The 22,366-nt window shown below is 73.3% G+C and carries 20 protein-coding genes; 12 read left to right on the top strand and 8 right to left on the bottom strand.

The genetic code is table 11. The annotated features are described in order from the left end of the window. The first annotated feature begins 46 nt into the window (after positions 1–46). The gene (locus tag Aru02nite_RS02260; protein WP_203654419.1) at positions 47–1,204 is read left to right on the top strand and encodes a beta-1,3-glucanase family protein; all 1,158 of its coding nucleotides are present in this window, start codon (positions 47–49) and stop codon (positions 1,202–1,204) included. 47 nt (positions 1,205–1,251) lie between these two features. On the opposite strand, the gene Aru02nite_RS02255 is transcribed toward Aru02nite_RS02260, so the two are convergent. Then, on the bottom strand, positions 1,252–2,112 hold the full coding sequence (locus Aru02nite_RS02255) for a spermidine synthase (protein ID WP_239076311.1): 861 nt from the start codon (positions 2,110–2,112) through the stop codon (positions 1,252–1,254). A gap of 37 nt (positions 2,113–2,149) precedes the next feature. Between Aru02nite_RS02255 and Aru02nite_RS02250 the strand changes: the two genes are divergently transcribed. From Aru02nite_RS02250 to lon, 8 genes are all read left to right on the top strand, one after another. Continuing rightward, the gene (locus Aru02nite_RS02250; RefSeq protein WP_203654417.1) at positions 2,150–2,962 is read left to right on the top strand and encodes a TrmH family RNA methyltransferase; all 813 of its coding nucleotides are present in this window, start codon (positions 2,150–2,152) and stop codon (positions 2,960–2,962) included. Positions 2,963–3,273: 311 nt separating this feature from the next. Beyond that, positions 3,274–4,080 (top strand): SAM-dependent methyltransferase, encoded by an 807-nt coding sequence (locus tag Aru02nite_RS02245; protein ID WP_203654416.1) that lies wholly within the window; start codon positions 3,274–3,276, stop codon positions 4,078–4,080. 83 nt (positions 4,081–4,163) lie between these two features. Continuing rightward, complete coding sequence (locus tag Aru02nite_RS02240; protein WP_203654415.1) at positions 4,164–6,212, top strand: putative bifunctional diguanylate cyclase/phosphodiesterase; 2,049 nt, start codon at positions 4,164–4,166, stop codon at positions 6,210–6,212. Between the two features lie 40 nt (positions 6,213–6,252). Further along, positions 6,253–7,167: a 2-hydroxyacid dehydrogenase gene (locus Aru02nite_RS02235; RefSeq protein ID WP_239076309.1), complete on the top strand. Its 915-nt coding sequence runs from the start codon at positions 6,253–6,255 to the stop codon at positions 7,165–7,167. A gap of 38 nt (positions 7,168–7,205) precedes the next feature. Next, positions 7,206–8,198 carry an alcohol dehydrogenase catalytic domain-containing protein gene (locus Aru02nite_RS02230; RefSeq protein WP_203654414.1) on the top strand — a complete coding sequence of 331 codons (993 nt, stop codon included), beginning with the start codon at positions 7,206–7,208 and terminating at the stop codon, positions 8,196–8,198. 58 nt (positions 8,199–8,256) lie between these two features. Further along, positions 8,257–8,637: a thioredoxin gene (trxA, locus tag Aru02nite_RS02225; protein WP_203654413.1), complete on the top strand. Its 381-nt coding sequence runs from the start codon at positions 8,257–8,259 to the stop codon at positions 8,635–8,637. A gap of 71 nt (positions 8,638–8,708) precedes the next feature. Then, a complete protein-coding gene (locus tag Aru02nite_RS02220; protein WP_203654411.1) occupies positions 8,709–9,554 on the top strand; it encodes an alpha/beta hydrolase in 846 nt (281 codons plus the stop codon). A gap of 114 nt (positions 9,555–9,668) precedes the next feature. After that, a complete protein-coding gene (gene lon / locus Aru02nite_RS02215; RefSeq protein ID WP_203654409.1) occupies positions 9,669–12,005 on the top strand; it encodes an endopeptidase La in 2,337 nt (778 codons plus the stop codon). A gap of 63 nt (positions 12,006–12,068) precedes the next feature. Here the strand turns inward: lon and Aru02nite_RS02210 are convergent, their stop codons facing one another. Then, entirely contained in the window at positions 12,069–13,040 is a 972-nt protein-coding gene (locus Aru02nite_RS02210; protein ID WP_239076307.1) for an AraC family transcriptional regulator, read from the bottom strand. A gap of 82 nt (positions 13,041–13,122) precedes the next feature. Here Aru02nite_RS02210 and Aru02nite_RS02205 point away from each other — a divergent pair, with 82 nt between their 5' ends. Beyond that, entirely contained in the window at positions 13,123–13,797 is a 675-nt protein-coding gene (locus tag Aru02nite_RS02205) for an anthrone oxygenase family protein (RefSeq protein WP_203654405.1), read from the top strand. Between the two features lie 60 nt (positions 13,798–13,857). On the opposite strand, the gene Aru02nite_RS02200 is transcribed toward Aru02nite_RS02205, so the two are convergent. From Aru02nite_RS02200 to Aru02nite_RS02180, 5 genes are all read right to left on the bottom strand, one after another. After that, positions 13,858–14,292 (bottom strand): hypothetical protein, encoded by a 435-nt coding sequence (locus Aru02nite_RS02200; protein ID WP_203654403.1) that lies wholly within the window; start codon positions 14,290–14,292, stop codon positions 13,858–13,860. Positions 14,293–14,341: 49 nt separating this feature from the next. Next, positions 14,342–15,520, bottom strand: a complete 1,179-nt coding sequence (locus Aru02nite_RS02195; protein ID WP_203654401.1) for a Gfo/Idh/MocA family protein — start codon at positions 15,518–15,520, stop codon at positions 14,342–14,344. A 7-nt stretch (positions 15,521–15,527) separates the two neighbouring features. Then, positions 15,528–16,418, bottom strand: a complete 891-nt coding sequence (locus tag Aru02nite_RS02190; protein WP_203654399.1) for a carbohydrate ABC transporter permease — start codon at positions 16,416–16,418, stop codon at positions 15,528–15,530. Further along, the gene (locus Aru02nite_RS02185; RefSeq protein ID WP_239076305.1) at positions 16,411–17,346 is read right to left on the bottom strand and encodes a carbohydrate ABC transporter permease; all 936 of its coding nucleotides are present in this window, start codon (positions 17,344–17,346) and stop codon (positions 16,411–16,413) included. The genes Aru02nite_RS02190 and Aru02nite_RS02185 overlap by 8 nt, the downstream gene beginning before the upstream one ends. Before the next feature lie 79 nt (positions 17,347–17,425). Continuing rightward, complete coding sequence (locus Aru02nite_RS02180) at positions 17,426–18,667, bottom strand: ABC transporter substrate-binding protein (RefSeq protein ID WP_239076303.1); 1,242 nt, start codon at positions 18,665–18,667, stop codon at positions 17,426–17,428. Between the two features lie 343 nt (positions 18,668–19,010). Between Aru02nite_RS02180 and Aru02nite_RS02175 the strand changes: the two genes are divergently transcribed. Beyond that, on the top strand, positions 19,011–20,231 hold the full coding sequence (locus tag Aru02nite_RS02175; protein WP_203654397.1) for an ROK family transcriptional regulator: 1,221 nt from the start codon (positions 19,011–19,013) through the stop codon (positions 20,229–20,231). Between the two features lie 8 nt (positions 20,232–20,239). Then, positions 20,240–20,971, top strand: a complete 732-nt coding sequence (locus Aru02nite_RS02170; RefSeq protein ID WP_203654396.1) for an endonuclease/exonuclease/phosphatase family protein — start codon at positions 20,240–20,242, stop codon at positions 20,969–20,971. Positions 20,972–21,135: 164 nt separating this feature from the next. On the opposite strand, the gene Aru02nite_RS02165 is transcribed toward Aru02nite_RS02170, so the two are convergent. Further along, the gene (locus Aru02nite_RS02165) at positions 21,136–22,356 is read right to left on the bottom strand and encodes a multidrug effflux MFS transporter (RefSeq protein ID WP_203654395.1); all 1,221 of its coding nucleotides are present in this window, start codon (positions 22,354–22,356) and stop codon (positions 21,136–21,138) included. Positions 22,357–22,366 lie beyond the last annotated feature (10 nt).

Here is a 22,366-nt window from a genome sequence, read left to right as displayed (position 1 = left end):
CAGTTGACCGGAACCGGCCGACCGGACCAGTGAAAGGAGCGACACGATGCTGACCCGCAGATCCCTGCTCGGCGGGCTCGCCGCCGCACCACTGCTCACCGCCCTCGGTACGCGCGCCGCGGCCGGCACCGTCCCGCACACGCCGGCCACGCTGCCGGTGACGATCGCCAACCACACCAACAAGTACGCCAACGGCGCGGTCCGGTTGTACGTGGTGGGCGTGGACCTCGCCAGCGGCGCCCAGTCGCACGCCACCGCCGACGGCGTCCTGCACCCGGTTTCCTTGTCCGACAACGGATCCGACGGCTTCACGGACTACTCGATCCCGCTCGCCGGGGACGGCGACACGACGATCCAGCTGCCGCGCATGTCCGGCCGGATCTACGTGGCCATCGGCGATCCGCTGAAGTTCAAGGCGGTGGCGGACGGCAACGGCAACCCGGGGCTGGCGTACCCGGCGGGATGGGTGTCGGGCGACCCGAACTACCGGGTGCTGCACGACTTCTGCGAGTTCACGTTCAACGACACCGGGATGTACTGCAACACCACCGCGGTGGACATGTTCGGCATCCCGCTGTCGTTGCGGCTGCGCGGATCCGCCGACCAGACGACCGGCACGCTGGCCGACGGCGGCCGGCAGGCGATCTTCGCCGACCTGGCCGCCCAGCCCGGGTACGGCGGGCTCGTCGTCGACGACCTGCGCGTGATCGCGCCCGGGCACGGCATCGAGACCGGCGCGTTCGCCGCGGACTACTTCGACGGCTACATCGGCTCCGTGTGGTCGAAGTACGCGGGTGAGGACCTGACCGTCAAGACGGACTCGGGGACGTACACGGGGCGGGTGTCGGGCGACACGCTCGCGTTCGACGGCGGGGTGGCCGGCTTCGCCAAACCGTCCACATTGGACGTCTTCTACTGTGCGGGCAAGCTCGCCGCACCGAACGACGGGAAGACCGGGCCGGTCGCGGCGGTACTCGGCGCCGGGTTCAACCGGTCCACGCTGCTGAGCACGGCCGACCAGCCGACCACCGACCCGGGCGGCTTCTACGCGGGCGACGTCACCAACCACTACGCGCGGATCATGCACGCGCACACCGCGGACGGCAAGGCGTACGGGTTCCCGTTCGACGACGTCGCCGGCTTCGCCTCGTACATCCAGGACACCGGGCCGACCGACCTGACCCTCACGCTCACCCCGTTCTGACCGGCCGCGTCCCGCCGGCCCCCATCCGAAGGGGCCGGCGGGTCGGGTCAGCGGGCGAACGGGCCGCGCGGCGGTGCCGGGGCCGGCGCGGCGTCGCCGAGCGTCGCGTCCGTGACGACCGCGGCGCCGCCGGTGAACCGCTCCAGCGCCTCCCCCGCCACCACCCGCGCCGGGAACGCGTCGCCCGCCGCCAGCCGCGTCAGCTCCGGTACCGGCAGCGCACGGTGCGCGGCGACGAGTACCAGGTTGCCGAAGCGGCGGCCGCGCAGCACCGCGGCGTCGCCCACCAGCAGCGCCTCGCCGAACACCGCGCGGATCGTCGCCGCCTGCGAGCGGGCGAACGCGCAGCCGGCACCGTCCGCCACGTTCGCCACGTAGCGGCCGCCGGGCCGCAGCACCCGGTCCACCTCCCGCACGTACTCCACGGTGGTGAGGTCCAGCGGGATCGCCGCCCCGGCGTACACGTCGGCGACGACCAGGTCGAACTGGCCGGCCCGCAACGTACCCAGCACCTCGCGGGCGTCGCCGACGCGGATCCGCGGCCGGCAGTCCCGCGCCAGCGGCAGCTCGGCCCGGACCAGCTCGACCAGCGCCCCGTCCTTCTCCACCACGCGCTGCGGGGACCGCGGCCGGGTGGCCGCCACGTACCGCGGAAGGGTCAGGCCGCCGCCGCCCAGGTGCAGCACCGACAGCGGCGCGCCCGGCTCGCCCGTCAGGTCCACCACGTGCCCGATCCGCCGCACGTACTCGAAGTCCAGCCGGGTCGGGTCGGCCAGGTCCACGTGCGACTGCGGCGCCGAGTCCAGCAGCACCGTGTACGCGTCGCGCCCGTCGCCGTCCGGGACCAGCTCCGCCACCCCGGTGTCGACCTCGTACCGTCGGGTCGTGTCCCGTCGCCTGCCCGCCACGACGGCCAGTATCCCCGCACCGGTAGGTTCGGTGACCATGGCGGTCAGGACCCGGGACGCGCGGTTCCAGCAGTGGCAGGCGCTGCTGACGAACCGGACGAAGCGCACCCGCAGCGGACGCTTCCTCGTCCAGGGCGTACGCCCGATCACGATCGCGGTCCGGCACCGCTGGCCCGTCGAGGCGGTGCTGCGTCCCGCCGGCCGCCGGCTGTCGTCGTGGGCCGCCGACACCGTCGCCAGCTCCGACGCCGAGGTCGTCGAGGTGGCGCCCGACCTGCTCGCCGAACTCGGTGAGAAGGGCGACGGCCCACCGGAACTCGTCGCCGTGGCCCGGCTCGGCGCCGACGACCTCGCCCGCGTACCGGCCGGTCCCGGGCTGCTCGCCGTCGTGTTCGACCGGCCCACCAGCCCCGGCAACGTCGGCACGCTCGTCCGGTCCGCGGACGCGTTCGGGGCGTCCGGCGTGGTCGTCACCGGACACGCCGCCGACCCGTACGATCCGCGCGCCGTCCGGGCCTCCACCGGCTCCGTCTTCGCCGTACCGGTGGTGCGGTGCGAGCAGCGCGACGTCGTCGCCTGGGTGCACCGGCTCCGTACCGGCGGCCTGCCCGTACGGCTGCTCGGTACGGACGAGACCGGTGCCGCCGACGTCGACGCCACCGACCTGACCGGACCGACCGTGCTCGTCGTCGGCAACGAGACGACCGGCCTGTCCGCCGCCTGGCGCGACGCCTGCGACGCGATGCTGCGCATCCCGATCGGCGGCGCCGCGAGTTCCCTCAACGCCGCCACCGCCGGCAGCCTCGTCCTGTACGAGGCGGCCCGCCAGCGCCGCTCCCCCACCGCCTGACGACACGCGGTACCCCGTCGGGACGTACGGCGGGACCGCGCCACCGGTCCGACCGTACGCCAGCCGCCGGGGACGGGCGCAACCCGAGCGGCGTGGCCCGCCGGTACCGGCGCTGACCTGGTTCGACGGGGTGCGGGCAGGACGCGCGGGCCCTGGCGCGGCCGGGACGGACCAATGCGACAAGACGGGCGGTGCGCCGGGTTTGGCGACCCGGACGGCTGACTGTCCGATCCGCCGGCCGGTACCGGCCGATCCGGGCATTATCATTCGAGCCGGTACGTCCGAAGCGCACCAGGCGGAGGGATTTCAGGGTGGAGCGGCCGAGCTGGGCACCCGAACAGATCGACCTCGACCTGCCGAGCGCCGCCCGGATGTACGACTACTTTCTCGGCGGCTCGCACAACTTCGCGCCGGACCGGGCCGCGGCGCAGGCCGCCATCGGGATCATCCCCGAGCTGCCGGCGGTGATGCGGGCCAACCGCGCGTTCCTGCGCCGCGCCGTACGGTTCGCGCTCGACTCGGGGGTCCGGCAGTTCCTCGACATCGGCTCGGGCATCCCGACCGTCGGCAACGTGCACGAGGTGGCCCGCGCCATCGACCCGCAGGCCCGCGTGGCGTACGTGGACACCGACCCGGTCGCGGTGACGCACAGCCGCGCGCTGCTCGCCGACGACCCGTACACGGTGGTGGTGGAGGCGGACGTGCGCGAGCCGGAGCGGCTGCTCGCCGACGACGGGCTGCGCGCCACGCTGGACCTGGACCGGCCGGTGGCGCTGCTCATGGTGGCGCTGCTGCACTTCGTGGGCCCCGCGGACGATCCCGCGGACCTGGTCCGGCGGTACGGGCGGGCGCTCGCGCCGGGCAGCCTGCTGGCGATATCGCACGGCACCGGCGACGGGCGGACCGCGGAGTCCGACGCGATGCTCCGGCTGTACGCGGACACGGCGAACCCGTTGACCGCGCGTACCCGGGACGAGGTGGCGGCGCTGTTCGACGGGTTCGAGCCGGTCGAGCCGGGCGTGGTGTTCCTCCCGCTGTGGCGGCCGGACGAGGCCGACGAGGTGCCGGCGCGGCCGGAGCGGTTCTGCAGCTACGCCGGGGTCGGGCGAAAGCCGTGAGTTCCGGCGCGCGGCGCCGCCCGGCAGCATCCCGTACCCGCCGGCACGTTCCTGCCGAGGCCGCCCGTCCCACCCCCGCCCGGTTGGCGGACGCCTGGGCCGCGGCGATCGCCGGTACCAGCTTCGTCTCGTTGACCCGGCCGGAGCTGGCCCGGCACCTGCGCCCGCTGGCGGCCCGGCTGCTGGCCGCGCCACTCGACGCGCCCGCCGCCCGCGCCGCCGGTACGGAGGTGGGACGGGCCCTGGTCGCCGCGCACTTCACCGCGCCGGAAACGTTGGCGCGCAGCCTGGTCGCGCTCGGCGGGATGCTGCCGGCGGACCGCGCCGCGGCCCGTCCGTCCGTACTCGCCGGGTTGGCGAGCGGTTTCGCCGCGGCCCTGCGGGACCGGACGCTGACCGAGCAGGAGTCGATCCGGCAGGCGGCGATGGCCGCGCAGACGCGGGCGGAGCGGGCGCTGCGGGCGACGGAGGCACGGTTCCGCGCGGTGTTCACGTGCGCCGCGACGGGCATCGCGCTGGGCGACCTGACCGGGCACATCCTGGAGGCGAACCCGGCGCTGGCCGCGATGCTCGGCGCGCCACCGGAACGGCTGCGCGGCCGCGACGTGTTCGAGCTGGTACATCCGGACGACGCGGTCGGGCTGCGGGAGCTGATCTACCAGCGGGTGGCGACCGGCGCGGCGGACCGGATCCGTACCGAGAAGCGGTTCGTGACGGACGACGGCCGCGTGCTGTGGGGCGGGCTCGCGGTCTCGGTGGTCCGCGACCAGGAGGGCCGGCCGAGCTACCTGGTGGCGATGGGCGAGGACAACACGCGGCGGCACGAGCTGGCGGAGACGCTGACGTACCAGGCGACGCACGACGCGTTGACCGGCCTGGCGAACCGGACGCTGTTCACGGAGCGGCTGCACCGGGCCTTCGACCGTACGGCGCCGGCGGAGCGGCTCGGGGTGTGTTTCCTCGACCTGGACGGCTTCAAGATCATCAACGACAGCCTGGGCCATCCGGTCGGCGACGAGCTGCTGCGGGTGGTCGCCGGCCGGCTCGCCGACGCGGTCGGCCCGGACAGCCTGCTGGCCCGGCTCGGCGGCGACGAGTTCGTCGTCCTGCGGGCCGACTCGACGGGCGAGGCGGAGCTGGTCGAGCTGGCCGAGCGGATCCTCGCGGCGCTCGACTCGCCGGTGGCGGTGGCCGGGCACGAACTGGCCGTGTCCGCCAGCATCGGCGTCGTCGAGCGCGCCACCTTCGGTACCGATCCGGCCGAGGTGATGCGCGCCGCCGACATCACCCTGTACTGGGCGAAGGCGGCCGGCAAGGGCCGCTGGGCCACGTTCGACTCGGAGCGTGACGCGGCACAGGCCGCCCGCCACCAGCTCTCCGAGGCATTGCCGGGCGCGCTGCGGGCCGAGGAGTTCACGCTGGCGTACCAGCCGGTGGTGGATCTGACGGACCTGCGGCTGACCGGGGTCGAGGCGCTGGTGCGCTGGCGGCATCCGCGGTTGGGGCTGCTGGGGCCGGACGCGTTCCTCGGGCTCGCCGAGGAGACCGGCCTCGTCGTACCGCTGGGCCGGTGGGTGCTGTCGGCGGCGTGCCGGCAGGCCCGGGCCTGGCTCGACCGGTACGGCTGGGCCCCGCAGGTGAGCGTGAACCTGGCGGTGCGGGAGGTGTGCGGCGCGAGCCTGGTCGACGACGTACGGGCGGCGCTGGCCGGATCCGGGCTGCCGGCCGGGCTGTTGCAGCTGGAGCTGACGGAGCGGGCGCTGATGGGCGCCGAGCCGACCGCGGCGCTGCGCACGCTGTGCGAGGACGGGGTACGGATCGTCATCGACGACTTCGGCACCGGCTACTCGAACCTCGCGCACCTGCGGCACGCGCCGGTGCACGGGATCAAGCTGGCCCGCTCGTTCACGGGGAGTTTCGACGCCCCGGCCCACCCGGACCGGGCGGACCTGGCGATCGTCCGGGCGCTGATGTCGCTGGCGCACACCCTCGACCTGACCGTGACCGCGAGCGGGGTGGAGACCCGGCGGCAGGCGCACCGGCTGCGCGAGCTGGGCGCCGAGCACGGCCAGGGCTGGTTGTACGGGCGGCCCGCCGAGCCGGCGCACATCGAGCAGCTGCTGGCGACCTGACGGGGCCGGGCCGCCGGGGCGGACCGTAGGATCGGCGGCCATGGGTGAGTACGCACTGGTGCCGTGGGATCTGCGGGAGACGATGGGCGGCTGGCCGGCCACCCTGCGCGTGGACGTCTGGGACGGCACGGGCGATCCGCCCGCCGACGTCTCCGACGTGACGTTCTACGTCGCGCCGTACGGGCGGCCCGCCGGGGTCGCCGCGCTCGCGCGGATGCCGCGGCTGAAGGTGGTCCAGGTCCTGACCGCCGGGTACGAGACGGTCCTGCCGGCGCTGCGTCCCGGGGTGGAGCTGTGCAACGGGCGCGGGCTGCACGACGCCAGTACGGCGGAGCACGCGCTGGGGCTGGTCCTCGCCGCGCAGCGGGACCTGCCGACGTGGGTGGACGACCAGCGGGAGCGCCGCTGGGACGCGCACTACACGCGGTCGCTGGCGGACAGCCGGGTGGTGGTCGTCGGGTACGGGTCGATCGGCAAGGCGCTGGAGCGGCGGCTGCTGGCCTGCGAGGCGACCGTCGTACGGGTGGCGAGCAGTGCCCGGCCGGAGGAGCGGGTGCACGGCGTGGCCGAGCTGCCGGACCTGCTCCCGGACGCCGACATCGTCGTACTGGTCCTGCCGCAGTCGGCGAGTACGGCCGGGTTGTTCGACGCGCGGCTGATGGCGGCGCTGCCGGACGGCGCGCTGGTGGTGAACGTCGGCCGCGGCGGGACGCTGGACACCGACGCGCTCGCCGCGGAGACCGCGACGGGCCGGCTGCGCGCCGCGCTGGACGTGACCGACCCGGAGCCGCTGCCCGCCGACCATCCACTGTGGACACATCCGGGCGTGCTCATCACCCCGCACGTGGCCGGCGGTTCGGCCGCGTTCTACCCGCGGGCCCGCAAGCTCGTCGCCGACCAGCTGCACCGGTTCGCCACCGGGCAGGACCTGCGCAACGTGGTACGGCTCCCGTGAGGGCCGCCCGCTGGTACGCCCGGGGCGACGTGCGCGTCGTGGACGTACCCGATCCGGGTGCGCCGCCGGCGGGTTGGCTGCGGCTGAAGGTGCTGGCGTGCGGGCTGTGCGGCACCGACGTCGAGGAGTACACGGCGGGGCCGGTGATGACGCCGCTGACGCCGCACCCGCTGACCGGGCGGTGCGCGCCGCTGACGCTGGGGCACGAGTTCGTCGGGGTGGTCGAGGAGGCCGGGGCGGGCGCCGGGTTCGCCCCCGGGGACACCGTCGCGGTCGACGGCACGATGTCCTGCGGCAACTGCGACCGGTGCCGCGCCGGGCGGTACAACATGTGCGCGGTGTCCGGGCAGCTCGGCCAGCAGGGCGACGGCGGGCTCGCCGAGTACGCGCTGGCCCCGGCGTCCTGCTGCGTGGCGTACGCGGGGATCCCGGCGACGGTGGCGGCGTTCGCGGAGCCGCTGTCGGTGGCGGTACGCGCGGTGTCGCGCGGCGAGGTGGCCCCGGGCGCGACGGTCGCCGTCCTCGGCGGCGGTACGGTCGGGCTGCTCACCGCGCGCGTCGCCGTACTGGCCGGCGCGTCGCGGGTGGTGGTGGTCGAGCCGCACCCGCACCGCCGCGAGCTGGCGGCGCGCTTCGGCGCCGAGGCGGTGGCGCCGGACGGCGCGGCGGACGCGGTCGGCGCCGGCATGGACGTGGTGTTCGAGGCGGCCGGGGTGCCGGCGGTGGCGTCCACGGCGGTCCGGCTCACCGCCCGCGCCGGCACGACCGTACTGCTGAGCGTGTTCGACGCGGACGTGGCCGTACCGATGATGGATCTGCTGTTGGGTGAGAAGCGGCTCGTGGCGTCGCTGTCGCACCTGCGCGACACGGACTTCCCGCGGGCGGTCGAGCTGCTGTGCTCGGGCGCGGTCGACCCGACGCCGCTGGTGTCCGACCGGATCGGCCTGGCCGACGTCGTACCGCGGGGGCTGGACGCGCTGGTCGCGGACCCGGCTCGGCACCTGAAGATCCTCGTGGAACCCTGGGAATGACAGGGGGTGCATCGCTGTTACTACCCCCGAGGGGTATAACCACGAGGAGGGGACGACAGTGGCGACCGTCGAACTGACCAAGGACAACTTCACCGACACGCTGGCGAACAACGGCACCGTGCTGGTCGATTTCTGGGCGAGCTGGTGCGGACCGTGCAAGATGTTCGCCCCGGTGTACGAGAAGGCGTCCGAGGACAACGGCGACCTGGTGTTCGGCAAGGTGGACACCGAGGCGCAGCAGGAGCTGGCCGCGGCGTTCGACATCCGGTCGATCCCGACGCTGATGATCGTCCGCGACAACATCGTGGTGTTCTCGCAGCCGGGCGCGCTGCCCGAGTCGACCCTGACCGACCTGATCGACCAGGTACGCAAGCTGGACATGGACGAGGTCCGCGCCTCCGTCGCCAGCCAGGCCGGCAGCGGCGCGCAGGAGGCCTGAGCAGGAGTTCCGCGTCACCACCGGCGCGCACCGATTTCCGTCCGGTGCGCGCCGGCCCGCATACTCCGGCCATGATCACCACGTACGTGTTCGTGCCCGGTTCGTTCAGCAACTCGTTCATGTTCGGCCCGCTCGTCCGCGAGGTGGCCCTCCACGGGCACCGCGCGCTCGCCGTCGACCTGCCCGGTCACGGCTACGCCGCCGGCTACTCCGCCGCGTACCAGGCGCCGCAGGATCTCGCGGCCTGGGCGACGGCGCCGTCGGCGCAGGCCGGCGTGACGCTCGCCGACACGGTCGAGGCCACCGTCGACGTGGTACGCCGGGCCGCGGCGCACGGGCCGGTCGTACTGGTCGCGCACAGCCGCGGTGGCCTCACCGCCACCGGCGTCGCGAACCGCGTCCCCGACCTGCTCCACCACCTCGTGTACGCGTCGGCCTGGTGCTGCGTGGACACCACGCCCGCCGAGTACCACGCGTCGGCGGAGAACGCGGGCAGCGTGCTGGACCGGACGATCGGCGCCGCGGTCGGCAACCCGGCCGAGCTGGGCGCGCTCCGGTTCAACTACCGCACCGGCGATCCCGCGGTACTGGCCGCGCTGCACGAGGCGCTGCTGGCGGACGGTACCGAGGCGGAGATGCTGGCGTTCCTGAACACATTGGAGCCCGACGAGAACCTGGACGGCGGCGGGATGGCGGACCGGGCCGACCCGGCAACGTGGGGCACCGTCGCCCGGACGTACGTGCGGTTCACCGCGGACCGTTCGCTGCCGGTCGAGCTGCAGGACCGGTTCATCGCCGAGGCGGACCGGGCCGTACCGGGGCGCCCGTTCGCGGTGCGGTCGCTGGACGCCAGCCACGTCGGCCCGCTCGTACGGCCGGGTGAGCTGGCGGAGCTGCTCGTCGGACTGGCCGGGTGAGCGCCGGCGTTATGTCCCCGTTCGCGGTTGTTCGCTGACGGTGAAACCATCCGGGGAATGAGTCGGGTCGGCTCAAGGTTGAGCGGGGCGAGTACGAGGAATGGAGCCCCACTCATGGCTGATTACGAGCTGCCCGTCCTTCCGCTGTCCGACACCGTGGTCCTGCCCGGCATGGTGGTACCGGTGACGCTGGACTCGGAGCGGCAGGCCGCGGTGGACGCCGCCCGTACGGCGACGCACGCCCCGGCGACACCCGGACTGTTGCTCGTCCCCCGCATCGACGGGCACTACGCCGCCGTCGGCGTGGTCGCCCAGATCGTCAAGGTCGGCCGGATGCCCGACGGCGAACCCGCCGTGGTCGTCCGCGCCGTCTCCCGTGCCCGCATCGGCACCGGCGTCAACGGACCCGGCGCCGCCCTCTGGGTACAGGCGGACAAGATCGCCGACCCGCCGGCGACCGGGCGTACGAACGACCTGGCGACCGAGTACAAGTCGGTGTTGACGTCGATCCTGCAGCAGCGCGGCGCGTGGGAGGTCATCGACCGGATCGGCGCGCTGACCGACCCGGGCGAGCTGGCCGACACCGCCGGGTACACGTCCTGGCTGGACACCGAGCAGAAGCTGCGGCTGCTGGAGACCGTCGACCCGGCCGACCGGCTGGAACTGCTGCTCGACTGGGCGAAGCAGCACCTCGCCGAGTCCGAGGTGGCGGAGAAGATCCGCGACGACGTCCAGCAGAACATGGACAAGACGCAGCGGGAGTTCCTGCTGCGCCAGCAGCTCGCCGCGATCCGCAAGGAACTCGGCGAGAACGAGCCGGACGGCGCCGACGACTACCGGTCCCAGGTCGAGGCCGCCGACCTGCCGGAGAAGGTGAAGACCGCCGCGCTGCGCGAGGTCGGCAAGCTGGAGCGCGCCTCCGACCAGTCCCCCGAGGCCGGCTGGATCCGTACCTGGCTGGACACCGTCCTGGAACTGCCGTGGACGACGCGTACCACCGACTCGACCGACGTACCGGCGGCCCGGGAGGTGCTCGACACCGACCACGCCGGGCTCGACGACGTCAAGGACCGGATCGTCGAGTACCTGGCGGTCCGGGCCCGGCGGGCCGAGCGCGGCCTGTCCGTCGTCGGCGGCCGCGGCTCCGGTGCGGTACTCGCGCTCGTCGGCCCGCCCGGCGTCGGCAAGACGTCGCTGGGCGAGTCCGTGGCGCGCGCGCTGGGCCGCAAATTCGTCCGGGTGTCGCTGGGCGGCGTACGGGACGAGGCCGAGATCCGCGGCCACCGCCGCACGTACGTCGGGGCGCTGCCCGGGCGGATCGTCCGCGCGATCGCCGAGGCCGGCTCGATGAACCCGGTCGTCCTGCTGGACGAGGTGGACAAGGTCGGCGCCGACTACCGCGGCGACCCGGCCGCGGCGCTGCTGGAGGTGCTGGACCCGGCGCAGAACCACACGTTCACCGACCACTACCTGGAGGTCGAGCTCGACCTGTCCGACGTGCTGTTCCTGGCGACGGCGAACGTGGCCGAGCAGATCCCGGACGCGCTGCTGGACCGGATGGAACTCATCCGGCTCGACGGGTACACCGAGGACGAGAAGGTCACGATCGCCCGCGACCACCTGCTGCCCCGGCAGCTCGACCGCGCCGCGCTGACCGCCGACGAGGTACGCATCACCGACGACGCGCTGCGCCGGATCGCCGGCGAGTACACGCGGGAGCCGGGGGTGCGGCAGCTCGACCGGTTGCTGGCGCGGGCGCTGCGCAAGGTCACCACGAAGCTCACCACCTCGTCCGACGCCGACGCCGTGACGATCGGCCTGGACGAGCTGCGGGAGTACCTGGGGCGGCCGCGGTTCACGCCGGAGGCGGCGGACCGTACGGCGGTGCCGGGGGTGGCGACCGGGCTCGCGGTCACCGGCGCCGGCGGCGAGGTGCTGTTCGTGGAGGCCGCGCTGCTCGACGGCGAGCCGGGACTGACCCTCACCGGGCAGCTCGGCGACGTGATGAAGGAGTCCGCCCAGATCGCCCTCTCGTACCTGCGGGCCAACGCGTCCGCGCTCGGCGTACCGACCGAACCGCTCGCCGACCACCGCGTGCACGTGCACGTACCGGCGGGGGCGGTACCGAAGGACGGGCCGTCGGCCGGGGTCACCATGACCACGGCGCTGGCGTCCCTGCTGTCCGGGCGTCCGGTCCGCGCCGAGGTCGGCATGACCGGTGAGATCTCGCTGACCGGGCGGGTCCTGCCGATCGGCGGCGTCAAGCAGAAGCTGCTCGCCGCGCACCGGGCCGGCCTGACCGAGGTCGTCCTGCCGCGCCGCAACGAACCGGACCTCGACGAGGTACCGGACGCGGTCCGCGGCGCGCTGACCATCCACCTCGCCGACACCGTCGACGACGTGCTCCGGCACGCCCTGTCGGAGCCGGCGCAGGTCAGCGCCGCGGCCTGACCCGCACCACGGATCCCCGGTGCCGCACGGTACCGGGGATCCGTTGTGCCGCAACGGAAACCGTCAGGCGGGGAGTCGGCGCCAGCCGGTACTCGCCAGCGGCGGGCGGTCCGCCGCGGCGCGCTCCCGGTACTCCCGCGGGCTGATCCCGCGCACCCGCTTGAACGCGGCGGACAGCGCGAACGCCGTCGAGTAGCCGACGCGGGCGGCGACCTCGGCGACCGTGGCGTCCGGCTCGCGGAGCAGGTCGGCGGCCAGCCCGAGCCGCCACTCCGTCAGGTAGCTCATCGGCGGCTGGCCGATCAGGTCGGTGAACCGCCGGGCCAGCGCAGCCCGCGACACGTGCACCTCGGCGGCGAGCCCGGCCACGGTCCACGGCTGCGCCGGGTCGTCGTGCAGCAGCCGCAGTACCGGCCCCACCACGGGATCGGCCTGCGCCCGGAACCACGGCGGCGGCTCGTGCTCCGGCCGCGACAGGTACTCCCGCAGCGTGCCCACCAGCAGCAGGTCCAGCAGCCGGTCCAGTACGGCCTCCTGACCGGGCGCGTCGCGGACCACCTCGGCGGCCAGCAACGGCACCAGCGGCGAGGTCGCGCCGGGCACCCGCACCAGCGGCGGGAGCGCGGCCAACAGCGGCGCGCACACCTCGCTGAGCACCTGGTACGTCCCGGTGACGAGCACGCAACCGCCGTCCGGGGTGTTGCCCCAGCTGCGCGCACCGGTCATCGGGTACGGCGTGGTGCCGTCCGGCGCGGTGCAGCGCTGACCGGGGTGGATGATCGCGCGCGGCGCGGTGTCCGGTTCGTCCGCCACCGTGTACTCGTCGGGCCCGCGCAGCACGGCGACGTCGCCGTCGCCCAGCCGTACCGGATCGCCGCTGGCGGGCAGGATCCAGGCCTGCCCGGCGGCGACGGCGACGAGCGTCAGCGGCGCCTCGTCCCGCACCCGGATCGCCCACGGCGGCGCCAGCGAACTGCGCAGCAGGAAGGCGCCGTGCGCCCGCGGCCCGGTGAGCAGCGCATCGAGCGGATCCACCCGCGCAACTCTAGACGCCCGCGCATGCCCGCCGAGCGTCGTGACCATGGCCGCGCGACGCGTCGCACGGTGGAATCAGGACATGACGACATCCGCCACACCGCACCGTTCCGCCACGCCGCATGCTCCCGCCGCACCGCACGAATCGGCCGCGCGGCACGGTTCCGCCGCGCCGCAGGGTTCCGGCGAGCCGGGTCCGCCGCGGTGGAACGCCGGCGCCGCACCGTTTCCGCCCGCCGGTACGCCGGGGAACGCCGGGCCGGGGCGGCGGTACGCGACGTCGGGGGTGACGATGCTGCTGCTGTCGCTGGTGAGCGTCGGACTCGTCGCCGGGGTGTACTTCGCGTTCCAGGTGGCGGTCATCCCCGGCCTGGCGCGTACTCCGGCCGGGACGTACGCGGAGGCGATGGACCGGATCAACGAGTCGATCGAGAACCCGGTGTTCTTCGCGGCGTTCTTCGGCGCGCTGGTGGTCATGGCGGTCGCGGCGGCGCAGCAGTGGCGCCGGGGCAACCGTGGCGCCGCCCTCTTCGTCCTGGTCGCGCTCGGTCTGTACGTGGTCGGGTTCGGCGCGACGATCGTCGGCGACATCCCGCTGAACGAGCAGCTCGCCGCCGCCGGTACCGGGCATGCGGAGGCCGCGGTCGCGCGGTTCCAGACCCCGTGGCTGGCGTGGAACGTGGTGCGCACGCTCGCCTCGGCCGCGTCGCTGCTCTGCCTGGGCCGCGCCCTGGTCCTGCACGGCCGATCCCACTGACCGGCGGGCGGACGTGGCGGGCGGATCTGGCGGCCGGTACGGGCCACGACTCCGCCCGGGTCACGCCCGGCGGTGCCGGCGCTGGACGAGTGCGTCGATCAGGAGGGTCGCGCCCATGCCGACCAGCCAGAAGTCCTTCGCCAGCGGCGTACCGGCCCGGGTGGGGCGCAGGCTGCCCTCCTCGTGCATCCCCGGCGTACGCAGGTACACCCCGGCAAGGCCGCCGCCGAAGCCGAGCAGCGCCAACCCGGCGAGCGCGGTCGGTACGACGGGCAGCAGCAACGTCGCGCCGACGGCGATCTCCCCCGCCGACAGCAGCCGCAGGAACCGGTCCGGGGGCACGTCCTTCAGGAACGGGTACGCCCCCGCCGCCATGCCGTGCAGCCCGGCCGTCGTCTCCTCGTCGGCCTTGCGCTTGGACAGCCCCGAGTTCAGGATGTACGCCCCGGTCGCCAGCCGGGCGGGCCAGTGGGCGAGCCTCCACGGTGGTCGCATGAGCCTTTCGTACCACCGGGTGCCGGTGCAGTACCGGGAAACGGGCTGATCAGGCGAAGTGTGCGGCGACCTCCGGCGCGACCGGGGCGATGTCGACGGGCACTCCGCCGGACCGGAGGGACTCGGTGGCGGCGCAGCCGGCGGCGACCGCGTCGCGGGCCGCGACCGGGGAGATGCCGGGCCGGCGCCCGTCGCGTACCAGGTCGAGGAACTCGGCGACCAGGGCCGGGTCGGCGCCACCGTGCGTGCCGTCCGTCTGCGGCGGGCGTACCAGCATGTCGGGCTCGGCCAGGTAGTTGCCGCGGCGCCGCCACACCTTGACGACCGCGTCGGCCTCGTCGCCGAAGTTCTCCAACCGCCCCTCGGTACCGATGACGGTGTAGTTGCGCCAGTAGTCCGGGGTGTAGTGGCACTGCTGGTAGCTGGCGTACACGCCGTTGGCGAGGACGAGGTTGACCTGGCTGATGTCCTCGACGTCGAGGTCGGGGTGCAGTTCGGTCTGGGCGAGCGGCGGCCACGTGTCGCGCCGCCGCTTCCGGTCGGCGTCGGTGAACCCGGTGCCGTCGTGCCGGTCGGCGACCTGGTCGTAGACGGTGAGCCCACCGACCGCGTTGGTACGCCGGGTCGGCGCGCCGGCGAGGTGGTGGATCACGTCGATGTCGTGCACGCCCTTCTGCAGCAGCAGACCGGTCGTGTTGGCGCGCAGCGCGTGCCAGTCGGCGAAGTAGAAGTCGCCGCCGTGCCCGACGAAGTGCCGGCACCAGACCGCCTTGACCGTACCGATCTCGCCGTCGTCGATGAGCTTCTTCATCGTGGTGACGACCGGCATGTGCCGCATGTTGTGCCCCACGTACAGCGGGGTGCCGGTGTCGGCCGCGGCGGCCAGTACGGCGTCGGCGCCGGCGATGGTGATAGCCAGCGGCTTCTCCACGAACGTCGGTACGCCCGCGCGCAGGCACGCGATCGCCTGCTCCTCGTGCCGGTGGTCCTCGGTGAAGATGCCGACGGCGTCGATCGGCTGGGCGAGCAGGTCCGCCAGGTCGGCCGTGACGTACGTGTCCGGGCCGAAGCGGCGTACCGCCTCGTCCCGCTTGGCCGGCAAGAGGTCGCAGACCGCGGTGATCCGCGAGCCCTCCCCCGGCCGGTGCGCCAGGTCGAACAGGCTGGCGCGGCCGCCGAGCCCGAGGATCCCGATCCGAAGGTCCGATGTGGACTCCGAAGTGGACATGGTCAGCTCAGCCCTTTCCGGCGGACAGCGCGATGCCCTTGATGAAGTGCCGCTGCAGGAACACGAACGCGATGATCATCGGCGCGGACGCCATCAGCGCGCCGGCCATCAGCACCCCGAAGTCCGTCGAGTACTGGCCCTGCAGGGTGGCGAGGCCGGCGGACAGCGGCATCTTGTCGGTGTCGGTGTTGACGATCAGCGGCCAGAGCAGGTCGTTCCACGACCACAGCATGGTGATCAGGCCGAGGGCGACCAGGCCGGGCCGGGCGAGCGGGAGCATCACGTTCCAGAAGACGCGGACCGGGCCGGCGCCGTCGAGCCGCGCCGCCTCCTCGATCTCGTCCGGCATCGACAGGAAGAACTGCCGCAGCAGGAACGTGCCGAACGCCGAGAACATCCCCGGTACGACGACCGCCTGGATGCTGTTGAGCCAGTGCAGCCCCTGCATGATGTCGTACTGCGGGATCAGCAGCAGCTGCCCCGGGATCATCAGCACCGACAGGTACGCGGCGAACAGGATGCCGCGGCCGGGGAACCGCAGCCGGGCGAACACGTACCCGGCGAGCGAGCAGGTGACGAGCTGCCCGGCGGTACGGCCGAGGGTGAGCAGGACCGAGTTGAGGAACATGCTGCCGAACGGGATCTGGCCGAGCACCTTCGAGTAGTTCGACCAGGCGAACTCGTGCGGCCACAACGTCGGCGGCACGCTGATCGCCTCGTGGTACGTCTTGAGCGAGGTGACCAGCTCCCACACGAACGGCAGCACCATCAGCAGCGCGCCGATCAGCAGGATCAGGTGGACCGGCAGGTGCCCGGGCTTCCGGGTACGCCGGGCGGCGGGTGCGGCGCCGGGGCGGGTGACGGCGGGCGCCTCGGCGACGGCGGTCGAGTCAGGCATAGTGCACCCACTTCCTCTGCAGCCGGAACTGGACCGCGGTGATGATCAGCATGAGGACGAACAGCACGAACGACACGGCCGCGGCGGCGCCCCGCTGGTTGTCCACGAACGCCCGCTCGTAGAACAGGTAGACGATCGTCTCGGTCTCGGGCAGCGCCGGGTTCGTCTTGCTCATCATCAGGAACAGCAGGTCGAACACCTGCAACGTGTTGATGACCGACAGCACCGTCACGAAGAAGATGCTCGGCGACAGCATCGGCACGGTGATCTTCCGGAACTGCGTGAACCGGCTGGCGCCGTCCACGTCGGCCGCTTCGTACAGCTCCTTCGGGATGCCCTGGAGTCCGGCGAGCAGGATGATGATGTTGTTGCCGAGGCCCATCCAGATGCCGACCACGGCGATCGCGAACAGCGCCAGCGGGGCGGTCGTCAGCCACCGCGGCCCGCCGATCCCCACCACCGACAGCAGGTAGTTGATGAGGCCGTAGTCGCCGTTGTACAGCCACTGCCAGACCATGCCGACCGCGGCCGGCATCGTCACCACGGGCAGGAAGTACAGGGTGCGGTAGAAGGTCTTGCCGCGCAGGCCGGACGTGTTGAGCAGGGCGGCGATCGCGATCGCGAGCGGGATGCCGACGACCACCACCACCCCGGCGTACAGCACTGTGTTGACCATCGACCGGACGAACTTGTCGTCGTGTACCAGGGCGGTGTAGTTGGACAGGCCGGTCCACGTCGACCCGCCGAACGGCCCGACGTTGGTGAAGCTCAGGTAGAGCGTCTTGACCGCGGGCCAGAGATAGAACAGGACGAGACCGGCGAACGACGGCAACAGCAGCAGGTACGCCCACCGCTTGTCGCCCCGGTAGGCCGGTGCGGACCGGACGCCGGCGCGCCGCTTCCGCATCCCACGAACCTGGCTGACCATGCGTGCTCCTCGCAGAGTACGGCCGCCGGACGGCCCGGTCCGTGGGGGGCACGGACCGGACCGCCCGGCGGGGACGGACCTACTTCTCCTTGGCCAGCGCCTCGTTCATCTTCTGGGCCAGTTGGGTGCACGCCTGCTGCGCGCTGATCTTCTGGTCCCACGCCTGCCCCAGGATCTCGTCCTGGTACTTGGTCCACGCGGCGGTGTTCTTGCTGACCGGGTACGGCCTGGTCACCGCGAGCTGGTCGATGAACACCTGCAGGTTCCACTGCGGCATCGACTTGACCCACTGCTGCTGCGTCCCGTTGTACGCGGGCAGCACCGAGCCCTCCTTGGCGGTCATGTCGGCCGCCTTCTTGCTACCGAGGAACTTCACGAACTCCTCGGCCTGCTTGGTGTGCTGGCCCTTGGCGTACACGGCGTTGGAGAGGCCGTGCAGTACGACCGCCTTGCCCGCCGGGCCGGCCGGCAGCGGCGCCACGTCGATCGTGTCCTTCAGCCCGGCCTGGTTGAACGTGGTCGCGTCCCAGGAACCGTCGTAGAACATGGCGACCTTGCCGGACTGGAACATCTGCACCGGCTGGGTGTCCGACATCTCGCTGTACGTCGGCGAGTAGCCGTTCTTGATGAGGTCGGTCCACAGCTTGATGCCCTGCACGGACTTCGGGTCGTCGTAGCCGGACTTCTTGCCGTCGGCGGAGATGACGTTCCCGCCGGCCTGCAGGATCGTGTTGTAGAAGTTCTGCTGGTCGTTCTCCGCGGCGGCGATGCCGTACTGACCCTTCGCCTTGTTGGTCAGCTTCTTCGCGGCGGCCTGCATGTCCGACCAGGTCCACTTCGCGTCCGGGTACTTGACGCCGGCCGCGTCGAACATCTTCTTGTTGTACCAGAGGCCGATGGTGTCGAAGTCCTTCGGCACCCCGTACCGCTTGCCGTTGTAGGTGTAGAGCTTCACCAGCGTCGACGGGTAGTTGCCCGGGTTCATGGTGTCGCTCGACAGCGGCTGGAGCATGCCGTTGGACGCGTACAGCTTGAAGTTCGGGCCGTTCATCCAGAACACGTCGGGGGCCGAGCCGCCGCCCGCCGCGGTCTGGAGCTTCGTGAAGTACTGGGCGAACGGCGTGGACTGCACCTTGACGTGCACGTTGGGGTGGGTCTTGGTGAACTCGGCACCGAGGCTCTTCATGAGGTTCTGCGTACCGGCATCCTTGGCCCAGATGCCGTACGTGAGAGTGACCTCGCCGTTGTCCGATCCGCCGCCGCAGCCGGCGAGACCGGCGACCAGGGCACCGGCCAGGGCGAGCGCTCCGAGCGCACGCACGCGCACACGACGCATTCGTTCCAACCCTTCGCTGACATGGGACCGCCGGCGTGAGGCGCCGTCGGAGTGGAGGGGCAGGCCGCGGAAGGTCCGCGGCCACTGCTGCTCTCCGTGACCGGATCCGGCCGTCGACGCGGCGGTACCCGCGCCGTCATGGGGGGCAGTAGGGCCGGATGCTGGGATGACCAGCTCACCGGTGCGGCTGAGTCTGCCGTCACAGAGGGTTTCTGTCAACAGTCGGGAAAATATTGTCCGGCACTGCCCGGTCACTCCCGTGGCATCCGATGGTCATCCCCCGTAAAGGCGCTTCTACTGCGCCGGCCGACCCGTCAGAATGACCGCCATGTCCTCCACCGCCGAGCACGGACCCCCGGCCGCCCGCGGCGACCGGGCCGCCGCCCTGCACCGGCTGCGCCGCAGCCACGAGCAGATCCTGCTCGGCACCCTCGCCCGGCACGGCACCCTCAGCCGCGCCGAACTCGCCACCTACACCGGCCTGTCCCGTACGACCCTGTTCGCGATCGTGGCGGACCTGCTCGCGTCCCAGCTCGTCGTGGAGAACACCACCCGCGCCGCCGGGCAGCGCGGCCGGCCCGCCGGACTGCTGTCGCTCAACCCCGGCGGCGGCCTGTACGTCGGGATCGACATGGGCCGGCACCGGGTCCGCGTCGCCATCGCGAACGTCGCGCACGAGGTCGTCGCCACCGGGCGGCACGCGCTGCCCGCGCCGAGCCGCTGGGCCGACCGCGCCGACGTCGCCATCGGCCTGGTCGAACGGCTCGCCGACGACGCCGGCATCAGCCTCGCCCCGCTGCGTACGGTCGGGCTCGGGCTGCCCGGGCCGGTGTCCGCCGAGGTCACCGACACCGACCGGAAGGGCAGCGACTCCGCCCGTTCGCGCGCCCAGCGCGGACTCGTACGGACCTTCCACGAACGCTTCGGCGTACCGGTGAGCGTGGACAACAACACCCGGCTCGCCGCGCTGGCCGAGACGACCTGGGGTGCCGCCCGCGGCGCCCGCGACGTCCTGTACGTGCGGCTCTCCGACGGCGTCGGCGGCGGCCTGGTCCTCGGCGGCCAGCTGGTCCGCGGTACCCGGGGCGCCGCGGGCGAGGTCGGGCACGTGACGGTCGACCCGGACGGCCCGCCGTGCTACTGCGGCGGTCGCGGCTGCCTGGAGACGTACGTGGGCGGGCTCGCGCTGGTCCGCGAGTGCCGCCGCCGCGGTACCGAGGTGTCCGATGTGGACGGTCTGGTCCAGCTGGTACGCGACGGCGACCCGGCGGTGTGCGCCGTCGTCGCCGAGGCCGGCCGGACGCTCGGAGTGGTACTGGCGGGTCTGGCGACCGAGGTCGACCCGGAGCGGATCGTCGTCGGCGGCCCGGTCAGCGCGCTCGGCGAGCCGCTCCTCGCCCCGGTACGGGAGGCCGTCGCGGCGCTGACGCTGCCGGCGTTCCCGGATCCGCCACCGGTGGTGGGCAGCGAGCTGGGTGACGGCGGCGGTGCGCTGGGCGCGATCGCCGGCCAGATGGCCGCCGTCGAGACCGGCCTGGCGCCGAACTGAGCGCCGCGATGAGCGACACGTTGCGGGTCCTGACGTTCAACATCCGGCACGGCGCGGGCACCGACGACGTGCTCGACCTGGCGCGTACGGCGGAGGCGGTGGCGGCGGCCGACGCGGACGTGACCGGGTTGCAGGAGGTCGACCGGCACTTCGACGCGCGCAGCCGGTACGTCGACCAGCCGGCGTGGCTGGGCCGCCGGCTCGGCCAGCGCGACCTGTTCGGCGCCGACCTGGACCTCGACCCGCCGTCCGCCGACACGCCGCGCCGGCAGTACGGATCGGCTCTGTTGAGCCGGTTGCCGGTGCTGGCGCACGGCTACCACGCGCTGCCGTCGGGCCGGCGCGAGCGGTTCGGACTGCTGTGGGCGACCGTCGAGTTCGCCGGCACGCCGGTCACGGTGGCCACCACCCACCTCGACCCCTGGCAGCCCGAGGTACGCCTCGCGCAGGCCACCGCGGTCCGTGACCTGCTCGCCGCCCACCCCGAGCCGACCGTACTGCTCGGCGACCTCAACGCCCGCCCCGGTACGCCGGAGATCGCCGTGCTGGCCGCGGGGCGTACCGACGTGTGGGTGGCGGCGGGGACCGGCGACGGGCACACGTTCGACTCGACCGGGCCGTACGAGCGGATCGATTATGTCCTGGTGGATGCGGCCTGGCGGGTGGTGTCGGCCGACGTGCCGGCCACTGGGACCGTCTCCGACCACCTGCCGGTCCGCGCCACACTGCGGCTCGGCTGACCGACCCGACCCGGGTGGCCGTACCCGGAACGCCAGCTGGGGTACGTCACCGAGAACGGGTGCGCCGACGACGATCCGGTGCACGACACCCGCCGGATCGCTTACCACGAAACGCATCTGGCCGCGCTGCGGGACGCGATGGCCGCTGGCGCGGTGAGCGGCGGTCAGGCGGCGGGGCGGTTGCGCAGCAGCGCGGCCGACAGCAGGACCGAGCCGACGACGAGGGCCGCGATCACGACCGCCATCGGCACCGCCGTGCGGGTACCGGCCACGCCGACGAGCGGCGCGATCGCCGCCCCCACCACGTACTGGAGGACGCCGAGGACGGCGGACGCGGTGCCGGCGATCCGGCCGTGCCGGGCGAGTGCCAGCGCCATCGCGTTCGGGCTGACCAGGCCGACGCTGGCGACCACGACGAACAGCGCCGGCAGGACCCCGGGCAGGCCGGCGCCGAGGAGTACGGCGGCGAGCAGTGCCAGGCCGCCGACCAGCGCGGTGACCTGGCCGGTCCGCATCAGCGCGGCCGGTCCGACCCGGTCGACCAGGCGGGCGGACACCTGGCTGGCCGCGACGATGCCGACCGCGTTGACCCCGAACACGATCCCGAACGTCTGCGCCGACAGCCCGTACACGTCCTGCAGCACGAACGAACTGCCCGAGATGTACGCGAACATCGCGGCGAACACCAGCCCACCGGTCAGCGCGTACCCGACGAAGCCGCGGTCGCCGACCAGGGTGCGGAACGAGCGGCCGGTGTCGGCGAGCCCGCCGGTGTGCCGCCGCTCGGGCGCGAGCGTCTCGGGCAGGCCGACGACCACCGCGACGAGCAGGCCGGCACCGATCACGGTGAGTACCACGAAGACGCCGCGCCACGAGGTGAACCGGAGCAGCTGCGCGCCGAGCGTGGGCGCGAGCACCGGGGCGACGCCGTTGACGAGCATCAGCGCGGCGAACAGCTTCGCCGCCGCGGTACCGGAGCGCAGGTCGCGGACCACCGCGCGGGAGACGACGATGCCGGCTGCGCCGGCCAGGCCCTGTACCAGCCGCAGCGCGACGAGCGCCCACACCGACGGCGCGAACACGCACAGTACGGAGGCGACCGTGTAGCAGGCGAGGCCGACGAGCAGCGGGCGGCGCCGGCCGAGTACGTCCGAGACGGGGCCGGCGAGCAGTTGCCCGGCGGCCAGCCCGACCAGGCAGGCGGTGAGGCTGAGCTGCGCGGCGGACGCGCTGGTCCGCAGCTCGTGCGTGAGCGCCGGCAGCGCCGGCAGGTACATGTCGATGGACAGCGGGGCGAACGCCGACAGCCCGCCCAGGATCAGGATGTACCGGACGGGGATCCGTGCGACGGTGGCGGTGTCGGCCGGCTCGGTCGCGGTACGCACGGGCAGCTCC

It is taken from the genome of Actinocatenispora rupis (assembly GCF_016861975.1).
Taxonomy (GTDB): domain Bacteria; phylum Actinomycetota; class Actinomycetes; order Mycobacteriales; family Micromonosporaceae; genus Actinocatenispora; species Actinocatenispora rupis.
The sequence above is the reverse complement of the archived record's forward strand: the minus strand, read 5'-3'. Positions and strand labels throughout refer to the sequence as shown.

Excerpts from the sequence above, each read along its gene's own strand:
- Aru02nite_RS02220 (WP_203654411.1), top strand. The coding sequence starts at position 8,709 with ATGATCACCACGTACGTGTTCGTGCCCGGTTCGTTCAGCAACTCGTTC.
- Aru02nite_RS02235 (WP_239076309.1), top strand. The coding sequence starts at position 6,253 with ATGGGTGAGTACGCACTGGTGCCGTGGGATCTGCGGGAGACGATGGGC.
- Aru02nite_RS02170 (WP_203654396.1), top strand. The coding sequence starts at position 20,240 with ATGAGCGACACGTTGCGGGTCCTGACGTTCAACATCCGGCACGGCGCG.
- Aru02nite_RS02205 (WP_203654405.1), top strand. The coding sequence starts at position 13,123 with ATGACGACATCCGCCACACCGCACCGTTCCGCCACGCCGCATGCTCCC.
- Aru02nite_RS02200 (WP_203654403.1), bottom strand. The coding sequence starts at position 14,292 with ATGCGACCACCGTGGAGGCTCGCCCACTGGCCCGCCCGGCTGGCGACC.
- Aru02nite_RS02190 (WP_203654399.1), bottom strand. The coding sequence starts at position 16,418 with ATGCCTGACTCGACCGCCGTCGCCGAGGCGCCCGCCGTCACCCGCCCC.
- Aru02nite_RS02175 (WP_203654397.1), top strand. The coding sequence starts at position 19,011 with ATGTCCTCCACCGCCGAGCACGGACCCCCGGCCGCCCGCGGCGACCGG.
- Aru02nite_RS02250 (WP_203654417.1), top strand. The coding sequence starts at position 2,150 with ATGGCGGTCAGGACCCGGGACGCGCGGTTCCAGCAGTGGCAGGCGCTG.
- Aru02nite_RS02260 (WP_203654419.1), top strand. The coding sequence starts at position 47 with ATGCTGACCCGCAGATCCCTGCTCGGCGGGCTCGCCGCCGCACCACTG.
- lon (WP_203654409.1), top strand. The coding sequence starts at position 9,669 with ATGGCTGATTACGAGCTGCCCGTCCTTCCGCTGTCCGACACCGTGGTC.
- Aru02nite_RS02195 (WP_203654401.1), bottom strand. The coding sequence starts at position 15,520 with ATGTCCACTTCGGAGTCCACATCGGACCTTCGGATCGGGATCCTCGGG.
- Aru02nite_RS02185 (WP_239076305.1), bottom strand. The coding sequence starts at position 17,346 with ATGGTCAGCCAGGTTCGTGGGATGCGGAAGCGGCGCGCCGGCGTCCGG.